The sequence below is a fragment of the Bifidobacterium lemurum genome (assembly GCF_014898175.1).
GTDB classification, from domain to species: domain Bacteria; phylum Actinomycetota; class Actinomycetes; order Actinomycetales; family Bifidobacteriaceae; genus Bifidobacterium; species Bifidobacterium lemurum.
On the sequence record NZ_CP062948.1, the window covers coordinates 1,574,354 to 1,588,457 of the forward strand.

At 64.2% G+C, this 14,104-nt stretch carries 11 protein-coding genes; 6 read left to right on the top strand and 5 right to left on the bottom strand.

Annotation, left to right across the window (positions count from 1 at the left end; translation table 11 throughout):
* Window positions 1-225 precede the first annotated feature (225 nt).
* The 5 genes from BL8807_RS05860 to BL8807_RS05880 all read left to right on the top strand — a co-directional run bounded on the left by BL8807_RS05860 (window position 226) and on the right by BL8807_RS05880 (window position 6,015).
* Complete coding sequence (locus tag BL8807_RS05860; protein WP_072724709.1) at window positions 226-1,374, top strand: ABC transporter substrate-binding protein; 1,149 nt, start codon at window positions 226-228, stop codon at window positions 1,372-1,374.
* Window positions 1,375-1,738: 364 nt separating this feature from the next.
* Complete coding sequence (locus BL8807_RS05865; protein WP_083570145.1) at window positions 1,739-2,680, top strand: ABC transporter permease; 942 nt, start codon at window positions 1,739-1,741, stop codon at window positions 2,678-2,680.
* Window positions 2,671-3,609, top strand: a complete 939-nt coding sequence (locus BL8807_RS05870) for an ABC transporter permease (RefSeq protein WP_226847271.1) — start codon at window positions 2,671-2,673, stop codon at window positions 3,607-3,609. Before BL8807_RS05865 ends, BL8807_RS05870 begins: the two co-directional genes overlap by 10 nt.
* An 18-nt stretch (window positions 3,610-3,627) precedes the next feature.
* Window positions 3,628-4,821, top strand: coding sequence for an ABC transporter ATP-binding protein (locus BL8807_RS05875; RefSeq protein ID WP_072724710.1), 1,194 nt, complete (start codon window positions 3,628-3,630; stop codon window positions 4,819-4,821).
* Between the two features lie 198 nt (window positions 4,822-5,019).
* On the top strand, window positions 5,020-6,015 hold the full coding sequence (locus tag BL8807_RS05880) for a CPBP family intramembrane glutamic endopeptidase (protein ID WP_226847273.1): 996 nt from the start codon (window positions 5,020-5,022) through the stop codon (window positions 6,013-6,015).
* A 29-nt stretch (window positions 6,016-6,044) separates the two neighbouring features.
* Here the strand turns inward: BL8807_RS05880 and BL8807_RS05885 are convergent, their stop codons facing one another.
* From BL8807_RS05885 to BL8807_RS05900, 4 genes are all read right to left on the bottom strand, one after another.
* Window positions 6,045-6,818, bottom strand: coding sequence for a mechanosensitive ion channel family protein (locus BL8807_RS05885; RefSeq protein ID WP_083570146.1), 774 nt, complete (start codon window positions 6,816-6,818; stop codon window positions 6,045-6,047).
* Between the two features lie 31 nt (window positions 6,819-6,849).
* Window positions 6,850-7,524, bottom strand: coding sequence for a TetR/AcrR family transcriptional regulator (locus BL8807_RS05890; protein WP_072724712.1), 675 nt, complete (start codon window positions 7,522-7,524; stop codon window positions 6,850-6,852).
* A 92-nt stretch (window positions 7,525-7,616) separates the two neighbouring features.
* On the bottom strand, window positions 7,617-8,822 hold the full coding sequence (locus BL8807_RS05895; protein ID WP_072724713.1) for a DUF2974 domain-containing protein: 1,206 nt from the start codon (window positions 8,820-8,822) through the stop codon (window positions 7,617-7,619).
* 141 nt (window positions 8,823-8,963) lie between these two features.
* Entirely contained in the window at window positions 8,964-10,436 is a 1,473-nt protein-coding gene (locus BL8807_RS05900) for an MFS transporter (protein ID WP_226847275.1), read from the bottom strand.
* A gap of 610 nt (window positions 10,437-11,046) precedes the next feature.
* Between BL8807_RS05900 and BL8807_RS05905 the strand changes: the two genes are divergently transcribed.
* Complete coding sequence (locus BL8807_RS05905; RefSeq protein ID WP_162493609.1) at window positions 11,047-12,660, top strand: MFS transporter; 1,614 nt, start codon at window positions 11,047-11,049, stop codon at window positions 12,658-12,660.
* A 143-nt stretch (window positions 12,661-12,803) separates the two neighbouring features.
* On the opposite strand, the gene BL8807_RS05910 is transcribed toward BL8807_RS05905, so the two are convergent.
* Entirely contained in the window at window positions 12,804-14,069 is a 1,266-nt protein-coding gene (locus tag BL8807_RS05910) for an MFS transporter (RefSeq protein ID WP_072725076.1), read from the bottom strand.
* Window positions 14,070-14,104: the final 35 nt, after the last annotated feature.

The following is a 14,104-nucleotide window of genomic DNA, read 5'->3' on the forward strand; positions in this document are numbered from 1 at the left end:
TGACGGTCTTTCGCGCGTTTTCATGTGCGATTCGCGCCGATTCGGCGCGATTAGAGGGTCGCACGGACGGCATCCGGGTTGTCGTCCGTGCGACCGGAATTCCATCAACGTCCGCCTTCCATTCACCATGACGCCATCGTGACGTTAACCTGCGCCCCTAGTCTCTATCGCGGACCGTGGCGGCAATCCGCCGCCGGTCCCGAATCGATAGAGATAGGAATAGCAATGAATTCCCTGCGTAAGATCGCCGTCGGCTCCCTTGCCGCCATGCTCGCCGTCGCCATGGGCGCCTGCGGATCGGCCGCCGCCGGCGGTGAGGCCAACACCGCAAACGTGAACGAACAGTACGCCTCCGCCACCTCGCTCGCCGACTTCGGCACGATGGAGGACCTCGAGAAGGCCGCCGAAGAGGAAGGCGCGCTCAACGTCATCGCCCTGCCGCACGACTGGGCCAACTACGGCAACATCATCGAGAACTTCAAGAAGAAGTATCCGAACATCACCGTCACCGAGCTCAACCCGAACGCCTCCTCCAAGGAGGAGATCGACGCCGCCACCACCAATAAGGGCACGGACGCCGCCCCCGATGTGTTCGACCTCGGCCAGTCCGTCGCCGCCACCAGCACCGACAACTTCGCCGCCTACAAGGTGCAGGCATGGGATTCGATCCCCGACTCCGCCAAGGACGCCGACGGCCTGTACTACGCCGACTACACCGGCATCATGTCGATCGGCTGGAACAAAGACAAGTACGGCGACATCGACAGCCTCGACGACCTGCTCGACCCGAAGTTCGCCGGCACCGTGGCCCTCAACGGCAAGCCCGCCGAGGCCGGTGCCGCGTTCAACGGCTTCCTGATGGTCAACGCCCTTTCCGGCGGCGACCTCGACGACACCCAGCCCGGCCTCGACTTCTTCAAGAAGCTCAAGGACGCCGGCAACCTCACCCAAGTGGACGTGACCAACGGCACCATCGACTCCGGCCAGACCGGCGTCGTCTTCGACTGGACCTACAACCAGGCCTCCTACCAGTCCGACCTCAAGGAGAAGGGCGTGACCTGGGAGTACAAGACCTTCCCCGAGGCCCAGGTCGTGAGCTACTACAATCAGGCCATCAACAAAGACGCGCCGCATCCGGCCGCCGCCCGCCTGTGGATGGAATACCTGTACACCGCCGAAGCCCAGAACGAATGGCTCGCCGGCGGCGCCAGCCCGATCCTGATCGACAAGATGCAGGAGGACGGCACGGTCGACCAGGACGCGCTCGCCTCCTCCACCACCGTCGAAGGCGACCCGATCTCCTACACCAACGATCAGGCCTCCACCATCACCGAATGGCTGCAGAACAACTGGGACTCCACCATCGGCAACTGAGCCGCGACACATCCCCAAGCTCCGACGTCCGCCGCAAGACGGGGCCGGAGCGGGAACGCTCGGCCCCGCCCACGGTCCGGCTCCACCTTCGTCCGATGCGAGACGCGGGTCTTGCAGAGGACATCCCGCTCCTGACGAAGCCCGGAGCACCGTCGCGCCGCCGTCGGACGGCGGACGACCGCCCATCCGGTGGAGCGGCGGACGGTCCGTTTTGCCAGATGATGGACGGTCCGGTCCGTTTTGCCTGATGGCGGATGGTTTGGTCCGTCTTGTCTGATGGCGGACGGTTTGGTCTGTTTTGCCTGATGACGGGCGGTCCGGTCCGCCGAAAGACCGCTTGACGGAACCCAACGATAGGACAGATATGAGTAGTAGCAACGCATTTTCCACACAGGGCGCGGCCGTCGCGCGCCGCACGCCCATCCCACCGCCGTCGGCCCTGCCTGCCGTGGTGTCGCGCCACCGCAAGGAGCTCGGCACCCTGGGCGTGACGGTTCCGTTCTTCGCCTACACGGCCTGCTTCCTCCTCGCGCCCACGCTGATCGTCGTATTCGGCGCATTCTCGTCCGCGGACGGCGGCTTCACGCTCGCCAACTTCCGTCGGCTGGCCGAGCCCAACACCCTCGCCGCCTTCGGCACGTCGGTGCTCGTCTCCGTGCTCTCCGCCCTGATCGGCTCGATGGTGGGCGCGCTCGCCTCCTACGCGTTGGTGATCGGCTCGCGGCCGAACGGACTGGCGCGTCGGCTGATCGGCGCGATCTCATCCGTGCTCGCGCAGTTCGGCGGCGTGATGCTCGCCTTCGCGTTCATCGCCACCCTCGGCATCAACGGCGTGGGCACCATGCTGTTGCAGCAGCTGTTCGGCCTGACCGTGAACCCCAATTGGCTGAGCTCGATGCCCGGGCTGGTGACGATCTACAGCTACTTCCAGATTCCGCTGATGATCATCATCTTCCTGCCGGCCGTCGATTCCATGCTGCCCCAGTGGCGAGAGGCGGCCGAATCGTTGGGCGGCGACACTTGGCAGTATTGGACGCGCGTGGCCGGGCCGATTCTGGCGCCCCGCTTCGTCTCCTCCTTCCTGCTGCTGTTCGCCAACGCGTTCTCCGCCTATGCGACCGCGGCCGCGCTGTTCTCGCAGCGTTCGATCCTCGTGCCGCTGATGATCCAAGGCGCGATGCGCAATGAGATGGACGTGAACCAGCAGGGTTTCGCCCAAGTGCTGGCGTTCGCGATGGTCGTGGTCGTGGCCCTCGCGATGCTGCTCAGCCATGCCGTGGAAAGGAGGGCCGGACGATGGCAGTGACGCACGCATCATCCGCGATGCCCAAGCGGAACGAATCTTCCGGGGCGGACGGGGCGGCCGTGATCGGTTCGACGAGCGCGACGGCGCAGGCCGCGCCGAAACCGCCGCAGCTGCGTGCCGCGCGCATCCGCCGGCAGAACATCATCAAAACGGTCGTGCTCAGCCTGACCATGCTGTTCCTGTTCATCCCACTGGCGGCCATGTTTCTGTTCACCGTACGCCACCCGCTCTCCGGGCGGTGGAGTCTCGACGCATGGCGCGCGATCTTCACCGGCGACGGCTCCTCGCTCGGCGCCGACCTGACCGTGCTGTGGCAGGGACTCGGCTCATCGCTGGGACTGTGCGCCGTGACCGTGGCGCTTATGCTGGCGCTGATGGTGCCGACGATGGTCATCGTGCATATCCGCTCGCGCCGGCTGGAACGCGCCATCGAATGGGTCGCCACCCTGCCGCTGACCATCCCCGCCATCGTGCTGGTCGTCGGACTCGGCCCCATCTACCGCTGGTTGTCCGCGGACCTGTTGAGCACCAAACCGATCTGGCTGTGCTTCGCCTACGTGATTCTGGTCATGCCGTTCGCCTTCCGCGCGCTCGCCGTGGGACTCAACTCCATCGACGTGAAGACGCTGGTCGAAGCCTCACGCTCGCTCGGCGCCTCATGGCCGCGCGTGTTCCTGCGCGTGCTCATCCCGAACCTGTGGCAGTCCATCCTTTCCGCCTCGTTCATCTCCATCGCCGTCGTGCTGGGCGAATACACCGTCGCCTCGCTGCTCGGACGCATGAACCTGCAGGTCGCGCTCTACCAGCTCGGCCAATCCAACTCGCAGATCTCCACCGCCATGTCGTTGCTGGCCCTGGTGTTCGGCGTGATCCTGCTCGTGGCGCTCGACCTTATCTCCGGGGCGATGCGCCGTTCCAAAGAACAATGAACAATGAAGGGTAAACCCATGTCTCTCGCAGAACAGAAAGCCGTCGTCGCGCACACCGCCGACGTGTTCGAGCCGGCCGTGGCCGACGGCGACATCGTGACCAAAGCCGCCAAAGCCGTGCTCAAGGAATCCAGCGAACGCGGCGGCGGCATCCAGATGATGAACGTCGACAAAATCTACCCCGGGTCCTCGGTCAAAGCGCTCGACGGGTTCAACCTCGACATCAAACCCGGCGAGATGGTCGTGCTGCTCGGCGGGTCCGGCTGCGGCAAATCCACCGCGCTGCGCTCGCTGGCCGGGCTCGAGGACATCCAGGCCGGTCGCATTCTGGTCGGCGGACAGGATGTGACCGCCACGCCGGTGAACAAGCGCGAGATGGCCATGGTGTTCCAGTCCTACTCGCTGTTCCCCCATATGACCGCCCTGCAGAACGTCGAATTCGGGCTTGAGGTGCGCGGCGTGCCCAAGGCCGAACGCCGACGCATCGCCGGCGAGAAGCTGGAACTGGTGGGTCTGTCCGATCAGGCGAACAAATACACGCAGCAGATGTCCGGCGGACAGCAGCAGCGAGTGGCGCTGGCCCGCGCGCTCGCCGTCCATCCACGCGTGCTGCTGCTTGACGAGCCGCTGAGCGCGCTGGACGCGAAGGTGCGCGTGCAGCTGCGCGACGAGATTCGCCGCATCCAACTCGAAACCGGCACCACCACCGTGTTCGTGACCCATGACCAGGAGGAGGCGCTGGCCGTGGCCGACCGCATCGGCGTGATGAACCATGGTCGCATCGAGCAGATCGCCGCGCCGAAAACGCTGTACCAGCGTCCGGAAACCGAATATGTGGCGACATTCATCGGCTTGACCAACCGCCTGCCCGGCGTGTCGAACGGTGGCGAGGCGGTGGTGTTCGGGCAGCGCGTGCCGTTGATCGAAGGTTCCCGCAAGGGTGGCAGCGTCACCGTGCTCGTGCGCCCCGAATCGTTGACGCTGAGCGGCCGATCGCATGTGGGGGAGCGCGGCCGTGTGGAGGCGGTGCATTTCCTCGGGGCGCTGGCCCGCGTCGATGTGGTGATCACCTCGGGCGAGTACCAGCGGTGGAACGACGGCGAGCAGCTGCGCGCCACGGTGCAGCTGCCGGCCAACGACCTGCCCGCGGGACTGGCGGTCGGCTCCGAGGTGGTGGTCGCGCCGCGGCCGGTGGCGGCGTTGGCGGTCTGAGGGGCTGGGGTCGCACGGAGCTCGCCTCCGTATCCGCCCGTGCGACTTTTCCTCACACGAACGCACAATCTCACATCGCGACAAACGGCGGAATCGCACCGTTTTAACGAATCAATGTGCGGTTGGGGGAGAAAATAGGGTCGCACGGACGGGTGGGGCAGGGCCGTTCGTGCGACCCCACACATTACAATGGCCCTCATGAGCGAATATCAGCCGCAAATCAATCCATGGTTCGTCGCGCACAAGCGCTTTTCGACGGTGGGCGTCGCGTTGTGCGTCATGCTCGCCTTCTGGGTCGGCCTCAACATCGTGTGCGGTGGAATCGTGGTGTCGCTGTTCCCAAGCGGCGACTATCCGGCGTGGGTGAGTCTGCTGGCCTCGTCGGGCCCGCTGTATGCGGTCGCGATGCCGCTGGCCGTGCTGGCCATGGGCAATGTGCCGGCTTTGGAGACCAAACGGTTCAACCTCGGCGCGAAGCGCTTCTTCACGCTGCTGGTCATCTGCCTGCCCGTGATATATCTGGGCAATATCATCGGCACCGTACTGTCCGACCTGATCTTCGGCGGACAGTCCACCAACCGGGTGGCCGAGGTGATTCTGGACAGCGACCCCGTGTCCGTGTTCGTGTTCTACGTGGTGCTGGCGCCGATCTGCGAGGAGTGGCTGTTCCGTAAGCAGATCATCGACCGCACACGCCGCTATGGCGAAAAAACCGCCATCCTGCTGTCCGCGCTGACCTTCGCGCTGTTCCATCTGAACCTCTACCAGTTCTTTTACGCCTTCGGTCTGGGGCTGGTGTTCGGGTATGTCTACATGCGCACCAGCCGCGTGCGCTACTCGATGATCATGCATGCGGTCGTCAATTTCAACGGTTCGATTCTGGGCCCGTGGGTGCTTTCGCAGGTGGATTCGCGTCTGCTGACCGGCGAGCTCAGCGAGGCCGATATGATGCGTGTGGCCGCCGACCCGTCGTCCGGACTGCTTATCGTCGGCCTGTATGGTCTGGCGCTGTTCGCGCTGTTGATCGTCGGCGTGGCGCTGATGGTCACCAACCGCAGGAAGCTTGAGTTCTATACGACCCCCGAGCAGCTTCCCGACGGATTGGGCGCGCGCACGGCGTTCGGCAACCCCGGCATGGTGGTCTACATCCTCTTCGCCTTGGTTCTCACCGTCTGGCAAATGGCGCTTGTCTGATTCCGTCCGCTCGCAATGGGTCTGGCGGATCAGAAGGCCGTCGCCATCCAGTCGGCGCCGGCCAGCGCGCGCGAGGCGCGGTCGGCCACGGTGGAGGGAAGCGTGTCCGCGTCGGCGAAAAGCAGCACCTCGCCGGAGACGCCGTACGGCGAGAATCCGGAGAATTTGACCAGCGGCGGATTGTCGGGCAATGTGCAGTCGTCGATGACGCCCTGCAGTCGCGTGAGGATATCGCGTTCCACCTCGGCGACGTCCACGTCGGCTTTGGCGGTGAACGGCACGCGCGCGAGGCCTTCGCTGGATTCGGTCAGACGTTCCAATTGGGCGGTGTTGAGCACGGAGTTCGGAATCACCATCTCGTTGCCGCCGCGCTCCGCGATTACGGTCTGACGCCAGGTGATGTCCTTGACCGTGCCGGTGGTGCCGGAGATGGAGACCAGGTCGCCCGGTTGGATCACCTTGCCGAACATCAGACCGAAGCCGCCGATGATGTTCGCGATGGTGTCTTTCAGGCCAAGCGAAAGCGCCACGCCGCCGACGCCAAGCGCGGTGACGATTGTTGTGGGGTTGATACCGAACACAGGTTGCAGCACCATGGCGGCGGCGAGAACCCAGATGAGCACGCGCATGAGATTGATGAAGATCGAGGCGCTGGGAATGTCGGTTTTGTCGAGCGCGTGACGCATCAGACGGCTGAGGATCCTGGTGGACACCGCTCCGGCCGCGACCACGATCGCCAACCAGATCAGTTTGCCGGCGTTGGCGGCGAACCAGAGTCCCACCGCGGTCATCGCATCGTTCATGACGCTCCTTATGTCGACTATTCGGGTGAGGCTATCGTACCGCGTTCGAATCGTCGGAATCCGGATGCTGGGCGAGCACGGTGTTGGAGAACACCTGGTTCCAGTAGTCGAGCATATCCGCCTTCGACATGCTCAGGTACATGCCCATGGCCAGCACGGCGATGTCCTCGTTGAGCAGATCCTCGACGGCGATGGTCTCACTCAGCGTGGGCCAGCGTCGCAGCACGGAGAGCAGGCCTCCGACGGCGAAGTCGAGCATGAGGTCGGTTTTGAGGTCGAGATGCTCGGTGTCGAGCTGCAGCATGGAGCTGATCGTCATTCGGCCGAAATCGCATAGCGAATCCAAGAGTTCCGGCGAGCTGTGCGATCCCGCGACCAGAGCCAGCCGGTCGAGGCGCTGGCGCTGCTCGGGGGCGCAGATCAGCTCTTTGGCGCGGGCGCCCCACTGGTGTTTGAGGTTCTCCTGATGGGGCGCGGGGACCTCGACGAGCGGCGTGCGCTCCACCTCGTGGAGGATCGCGGCGTCGGCCAGTTCGGGCAGACCGGAATAGTGGTAGTAGAAGGAGTTGCGGTTCACACCGGCTTCGCGCACGATGTCGGTGACGGTGATCCGGCGGTATTCCTGGGCGCGCAACAGCTCCCAGAAGGCGTTTTCCATACGCGTCGTGGCCGGCAGGATCTCGGAATCTCGTCGTGGTCGTGACATGCGGCCTCCCTGATATGGCTCCGACTGGAACGAATTGTGGCCAGTGTACAATAAAATATTGGGCAAACTGACCAATAAAGAGACCGTTTCGCTTAGCGCGTGACGGCGGTGTTGCGCGCCATGGCGGCCGTGAACAGCATCTTCATCGCCTCGTGGATATGCTTGCGTTCGTCCGGTGTGAGCCCCACGATCGTGCCGATCATGCCCGGCAGAGCCATCGGCATGGCCGACAGCAGTCCGGAGAATGTGGTCGACCCGCTTGCGTGCAACACCTGGAACAGCGCGTCCACCGCATGCTTCCGTTCCTCGGGCGTCAGGCCGGTCATCCACTGGTTGAACGACTCGTTGAAGGTGTGCGAGCTGGCGGCCATATCATCGACCTCGACGAAACGGTCGCCCTCCACCTGCCAGGAGAAGGCGAAATGCTGCATCACGCCCTCCACATCCGACTTGACCACCGTGCAGGGCTCAGGAGTCTCCAGCACCATGCCGATAATCGACGAGTCGGGCACGATTTTGCGGATCTTGCCCATGATGCTCGCATAGGCGTCGCCTTGGACGACATCCCTCGGAAAGCCGGGGCCGTCCAGCGAATACACCGCGGTGATGCGGCTCTGGATGTTGGCGGGCGCGTTCATCGCCGCGTACACCGCCACATTCCCGCCCTTCGAATGGCCCGCCAGGATGATCGGTCCCTTCCACATGCCCGCCACCACAAGCAGATACTCGGCGGCGGCCTCCTGCGCCGGAACGGGGTATTGGAAGGCCATGTTGAAGTCCTCCTTCCACCCGACCAGCGAATCGTCGGTGCCCCGAAACGTCAGCACCAGCGTGCCATCGGGCAGGCGGAAGGTCACGGCCGCGAACTGCGTCTGCTCGCGGCGGTCGAACTGTTCGGCGAAAGCGCCCATCGGCAGGCTTGAGAAACGGGGGTTCGCGGCCGTGGCGCGTACGAATTCATGCACCTGCTTGGTGTCCGCGATGCCGGTCAGATGCACCGGATGCGTGCAGACATCGTCGACGTCGCCGTGCAGCACCGTGTTCACCTGCTCGAGCGTGACCGGCGAGAACGGCGCCCGCACCAGCGCGCGAATGGATTGCGCGGGGTTCTTCCAAGAGAACCTGCGAGCCCGGCGCGCGAATGTGCCGAAGCATTCGACCTCGTCGATCAGTCGCGGCACCAGTGAGGGGATGCTCTCGTAGGAGAGCTGCGACAGCACAAGCGCGTCCACCGCATTGAACGGCAGCTCGTCGAATCCGCGCGTCTCGTCGCGCACGTAGTCGCAGATATTGCCCATCGCGCGCCTCCCGTCAGTCGTCTCGAATGGCCTCGCCACCATCCTAGTCTCGATAAGAGTCCGGCAGTGGAAACGTTCATGTAAAAAGCGGCGCTGACAAGACGACAGCGCCGCTTTTAGAGGAATCGCGCGAAGAACGAACTAGTTTTTGCGTTCGCGCAGGAAGAACGACATGACCAGCACGATCACGACCAGCGCGAGGCCGAACACGTAGCCGTAGCGGGAGCCGTCCACGAAGCCCTGAGCGGCGTTGGTGCCGCCGGCGGCCGTGTAGTTGGACTCGCCCAAGCCGAGCAGGCAGGTGGCGACGGCGGTGCCGATGGCGGCTACGACCTGCTGCATCGTGTTGAGGATCGCGCTGCCGTCGGTCGCCAGCTCGCGCGGCAGACCCTTGAGCGCGGCGGACTGGGCGGGCTGCTGCATCAGCGGGATGCCGATCATCAGCACCACATGGGCCAGCACGAAGAACGCGGTCGAGGTGTTCACGCCCATCGCCAGCAGCAGGGCATCGCCGATAATCGCGACCACCGCACCGACGCGCACCAGCATGGACGCGCCCTTACGGTCGTAGAGACGGCCGGCCATCAGCGAGCAGGCGGCGTTGACGATGCCGCCGGGCAGCATCAGCAGACCCGCGACCGTGGAGCTCAAGCCAAGACCGCGCTGCAGCTCCTGCGGCACCAGATACATCAGCGCCAGCGTGCAGGTGAACGACAGCGTGACCATGATGGCCGGGGTGCGGAACGCGGCGATGCCCAGCGCGCGCAGGTCGAGGATCGGGGACTCCATATGCAGCTGGCGCCAGACGTAGAACGCGAGCACAACGACGCCGACGACCAGCAGCACGATCACCGTGGGGGAGAATCCCATGTCGCTGATCATAGAGACGCCGGCGACCAGGCCGCCGAAGCCGATCACGGAGGAGAGGACGGACGGCAGATCGATCTTCGGACGGGTCACCTCGATCGGATTGGTCAGCGTGGCTGCGGCGCAGACCAGCGCGACCGCGGCGACGATGGCGAACATGGCGAAAATCGCGCGCCACGAGAACGCGCCGATCAGCATGCCGGCGACGGTCGGGCCGATCACCGGGGCGAACATGATGACCAGACCGGCCACGCCGTTCGCGGCGCCGATCTGGCTCATCGGGAACACGCGCATGATCACGGCGTACATGGTCGGCAGGGCGATGCCCGTGCACACGCCTTGGATGATGCGGCCGGTGAGCAGCATCGGGAAGCTCACGGCGAAGGTGGAGACCAGCGCGCCCACGAAGAAGCAGGCGAGCGCGAAAATCGCCAGCGTGCGGGTGTTGACCCATTTGAGCATCAGACCGACGAACGGCAGCACGATGCCGATGGCGAGCATATAACCCACGACCATCCACTGCGCGGTGCCGGCGGAGACCCCGAAGGAATCCATCAGGTCGGGCAGGGCGATGTTCATGGACGTTTCGGACAGCATGCCGAGGAACGCGCCGATGTACAGGCCCAGCATCACGCGGTGCGGATGCTTCGGATAGGCGACGGTGGCGGCGTTCGTGGCGTCGGCGGTGCCGACGGTGTCGGTGCCATTGACGGCATGGTTGATTGACGTGGTTTCAGACGAAGTCACGTTGTGGTACCTCTCTCATATATTTGCGTTGCGGGAGCCCTTCTCCCGATTCGTTACCTCACACTTGTGCCCGCGAGACGAAATGCGCGGCGTATGGCCGCCGTGCGGGGCAAAGAAAAACCGCATGACCTGCTTCCCAAGGGGATACGACTAAGTCATGCGGTTTTCGAAACAGCGTTCACCGTACACGGTTTTTCGCATCTTCGTAAGTCGGCGTGCCGCGTTGCGGGAGAAGGAATGCGAAAGATGGGGCGGTGCGCGTGTGGACGTAATCACCGTGGGAATGGACGGGAGATGGCACGGGCATGGGGTTTCGGCGCGGATGGCACGGATGACACGGCCGCTCGGGAATACGGCTGTGCTGGTGCGTGTGCGCGGGCATGGCTGCGCGGGGCGCAGGTGCACGTGTGCGCGGGCGCGTGGCCGTACGTATGGCGGACATGCGCGGACGTCTGTCTGGCATCCGACCTACCATGGCCCAGTGCGGATGCCTGTTTCCGCACGATTCACCGCGCACACGACCCGAAGGGGATTCGGGTCGATTCTCGTATGCCGCGCGGATCCGAACAGGACACGGAAAGGTATTGCCGGGGACGGCGCATTATGGGTAATGTCACATACTCTCACCACGAAAGAGCAACTCGTATCTTCCGATAACGCCGCGCGCGCCATGGCCGACGCGGCCGACGCGACTGAAACAACCAACGCGGCCGTGGCCGCCGGAACGTCCGGCGGATTCTCCCGACCCGAAACGATCACACCGAGACTGGTCGGCTCCATCATCGCCACAGGACTGCTCACCTTCATCGGCATCCTCACCGAAACGGTGATGAACGTGCTGTTCCCCGAACTCATGGCGGAATTCCACGTCGGCACCAGCACCGTGCAATGGCTCACCACCGGCTATCTGCTGATGGTGGCGCTCACCGTGCCGCTGTCCTCGTATCTCAAACGCAAATGCACGCTTCGCTCGCAGTTCGTCGCCGCGTCCGTGCTGTGCATCGCCGGCGCGGCGGTGGCCCTGCTCGCCGTGAACTTCCCGATGCTGCTCGCCGCGCGCCTGCTGCAAGGCATCGGCACCGGCGTGGCCATGCCGCTGATGATCAACATCATCGTCGAACAGTCCCCGAGATCGCGCGTCGGCGTGCTGATGGGCGTGGGTAATGTTCTGATCGGCACCGCGCCGGCTCTGGGACCCACATTCGGCGGATTCGTGAGCACGTTCCTGTCATGGCGCTATGTGTTCGTCATCGTGCTGCCTCTGCTGGCGCTTTCGCTGGTCGTCGGATTGGTCAGCATCCGCCAGTCCGCGCCGTTGGAGGACGCGCATCTCAATCCGCTGCATATGCTGTGCATCGTGGTCGGTTTCGTTTCGCTGATCATCGCGCTCGACCGGGGAGGGGCGGCCGTCACGGCGCTCGCGTCCGGTGCTGATGGGGCCGGTGGCGCGGATGGTTCGGGCGCGGCCGGTTCGCTGGCGCTCGCCATCGTGCTGGTGGTTGTGGGTGCGGCGGCGCTGGTGGCGTTCGCGCTGATGTCGCGCCGTTCGTTCTCGCCTATGATCCGGCTTGGAGTGCTGCGCAGCGTCTCGTTCCGCTGGCATCTGCTCGCCTATATGCTGTTCCAAGGCACCACCATCAGCTTCGGCTATCTGCTGCCGAATCTGGCGCAGCTCGGCTTCGGTTCCACGGTGATGGCCGCGGGTCTGGTGATTCTGCCCGGCGCGTTGATCGGCGCGCTTCTCGCTCCGGTCGGCGGTGCCATGCTCGACCGCTTCGGGCCCGCACGGCCGATCTGCGTTGCGACCGCGGTGGCGTTGCTCGGCGTGGCGTTGATGGCCACGCTGGTCGACGGATCGTCCAGCCTGCCGCAGCTCGCCGTGTTCTACGTGGTGTATATGTTGGGCTTCCCGATGGCGTTCTCCAACATCATGACCAGTGGTCTGAGCGATTTGCCCGACGAGCTCACCGCCGACGGCAACGCGCTGTTCAGCACGTTCCAGCAGCTCGCCGGCGCCGCCGGAACCACCACGATGTCGGTGATCCTGGCCATCGCGCAGTCGGGGGCGAATGTCGGCGAGATCGGTTCGGCCGGCTATCGCGCCGCGACGGTCGAGGGCGCGCACCACGCGTTCCTCGTATTGCTCGCCGTGGTCGTGATCGTCGCCTGTTCGCTGGTGCGCGCCTTCCTTTATCGCCGCGGCCATCGGCTCGTACGGCATTAGCAGTGATGCCGCAGTGGCCCAGCGTGGATGAATTGGCAGTAACTATCGGTTCGCCCAGGTTCGGATGATTCTCAGCGTGGACGAACGGTAGGCATCATTTCGTCCACGCTTGCGAGGGTGAAAGCGAAGGAAATGAAGACCTGTCAGCGCCGCGTCGGATCCTTCTGCAGCAGCAGGAACACGAGCGCCAACGCCAGCAGGATGGCGATGGAGAGCACGCCGATCGAGGCGTCGCCGGTGATCGTCGTGGTGGTGGCCACCAGGAAGGTGCCGATGATCGAAGCCGTTTTGCCGAAGATATCGTAGAAGCCGTAATACTCGTTCGCATGGGTTTTCGGAACCAGCTTGCCGTAATAGGAACGCGACAGCGCCTGGATTCCGCCCTGGAACATGCCGACGAGAATCGCCAGAATCCAGAACTGCACTTCGGAGCGCAGGAAGAACGCGGCGAAGAACACGATGCACATATACGCCACCACGGCGATGACGATCATCGGTTTCGCACCGAATCGTCCGGCCAGACGGCCATACAGGATCGCGCAGGGGAAGGCGACGAACTGCGTGACGAGCAGCGCGATCACCAGTTGCGTGGAGTCGAGTCCCAGCTGCGTGCCGTAGGAGGTGCTCATCGTGATCACCGTATTCACCGCGTCGATATAGAAGAAGAACGCGAGCATGAACATCCACAACGGCTTGTTCTTCACGATTTTGCCGAAGGTGGAGCCCAACTCATGGAACGTGCCGCGCACCGCCGCGCCGAGCTGGTCCCGTGTGGCGCGGTAGTGCTTCTGCCGATAGCTGGTCAGCAGCGGAATCGTGAACACCGCCCACCATACGGCCGTGATGAGGAACGATATGCGCGTGCAGAATGCGGTGTCCAATCCGAGCAGCGCGGGTCCGCCGAAAATCAAGGCGATGCACACGAGGAACGGCACCGTCGAACCGACATAGCCCCAGCCGTAGCCGTGCGAGGAGACGCGGTCCATGCGCTCGTTCGTGGTGGTGTCGATCAGCATGGAATCGTAGAACGTGAGCGAACCGTTCAAACCGATGGTCGCCAGCACATAGAACACGAGAAACGGCAGCCAGCTCAACGGCAGCGCCATCGCGCAGCAGGTCACCACACCCGTGCCGAAGAAGCCGCAGAAGAACCGCACCTTCATGCCCTGCACGTCGGCGATCGAGCCGAGCAACGGCATCAGCACCGCGATCACCAGCGAGGCGACCGTCTGCGCGTACCCCCAGGTGGACACGATGTCGTTCTGACCGGCGGCCTCAAGCAGCGAGTTCGCGTAGATCGGCACCACCGCGGTGGACAGCAGCACGAACGCGGAATTGCCCACGTCGTAGGCGATCCATTTTCTTTCGCGGGCGGTCAGTCCCATGCCTGCGGTCGGTGCGTCGTCCATCGTGTCCGCCGTGGTTCCCGCAATGGTGTCCGCCG

What these genes read in the sequence shown, in the direction of transcription:
- BL8807_RS05860 (WP_072724709.1), top strand. Translation starts at nt 226, where the DNA reads ATGAATTCCCTGCGTAAGATCGCCGTCGGCTCCCTTGCCGCCATGCTC.
- BL8807_RS05865 (WP_083570145.1), top strand. Translation starts at nt 1,739, where the DNA reads ATGAGTAGTAGCAACGCATTTTCCACACAGGGCGCGGCCGTCGCGCGC.
- BL8807_RS05870 (WP_226847271.1), top strand. Translation starts at nt 2,671, where the DNA reads ATGGCAGTGACGCACGCATCATCCGCGATGCCCAAGCGGAACGAATCT.
- BL8807_RS05875 (WP_072724710.1), top strand. Translation starts at nt 3,628, where the DNA reads ATGTCTCTCGCAGAACAGAAAGCCGTCGTCGCGCACACCGCCGACGTG.
- BL8807_RS05880 (WP_226847273.1), top strand. Translation starts at nt 5,020, where the DNA reads ATGAGCGAATATCAGCCGCAAATCAATCCATGGTTCGTCGCGCACAAG.
- BL8807_RS05885 (WP_083570146.1), bottom strand. Translation starts at nt 6,818, where the DNA reads ATGAACGATGCGATGACCGCGGTGGGACTCTGGTTCGCCGCCAACGCC.
- BL8807_RS05890 (WP_072724712.1), bottom strand. Translation starts at nt 7,524, where the DNA reads ATGTCACGACCACGACGAGATTCCGAGATCCTGCCGGCCACGACGCGT.
- BL8807_RS05895 (WP_072724713.1), bottom strand. Translation starts at nt 8,822, where the DNA reads ATGGGCAATATCTGCGACTACGTGCGCGACGAGACGCGCGGATTCGAC.
- BL8807_RS05905 (WP_162493609.1), top strand. Translation starts at nt 11,047, where the DNA reads ATGTCACATACTCTCACCACGAAAGAGCAACTCGTATCTTCCGATAAC.
- BL8807_RS05910 (WP_072725076.1), bottom strand. Translation starts at nt 14,069, where the DNA reads ATGGACGACGCACCGACCGCAGGCATGGGACTGACCGCCCGCGAAAGA.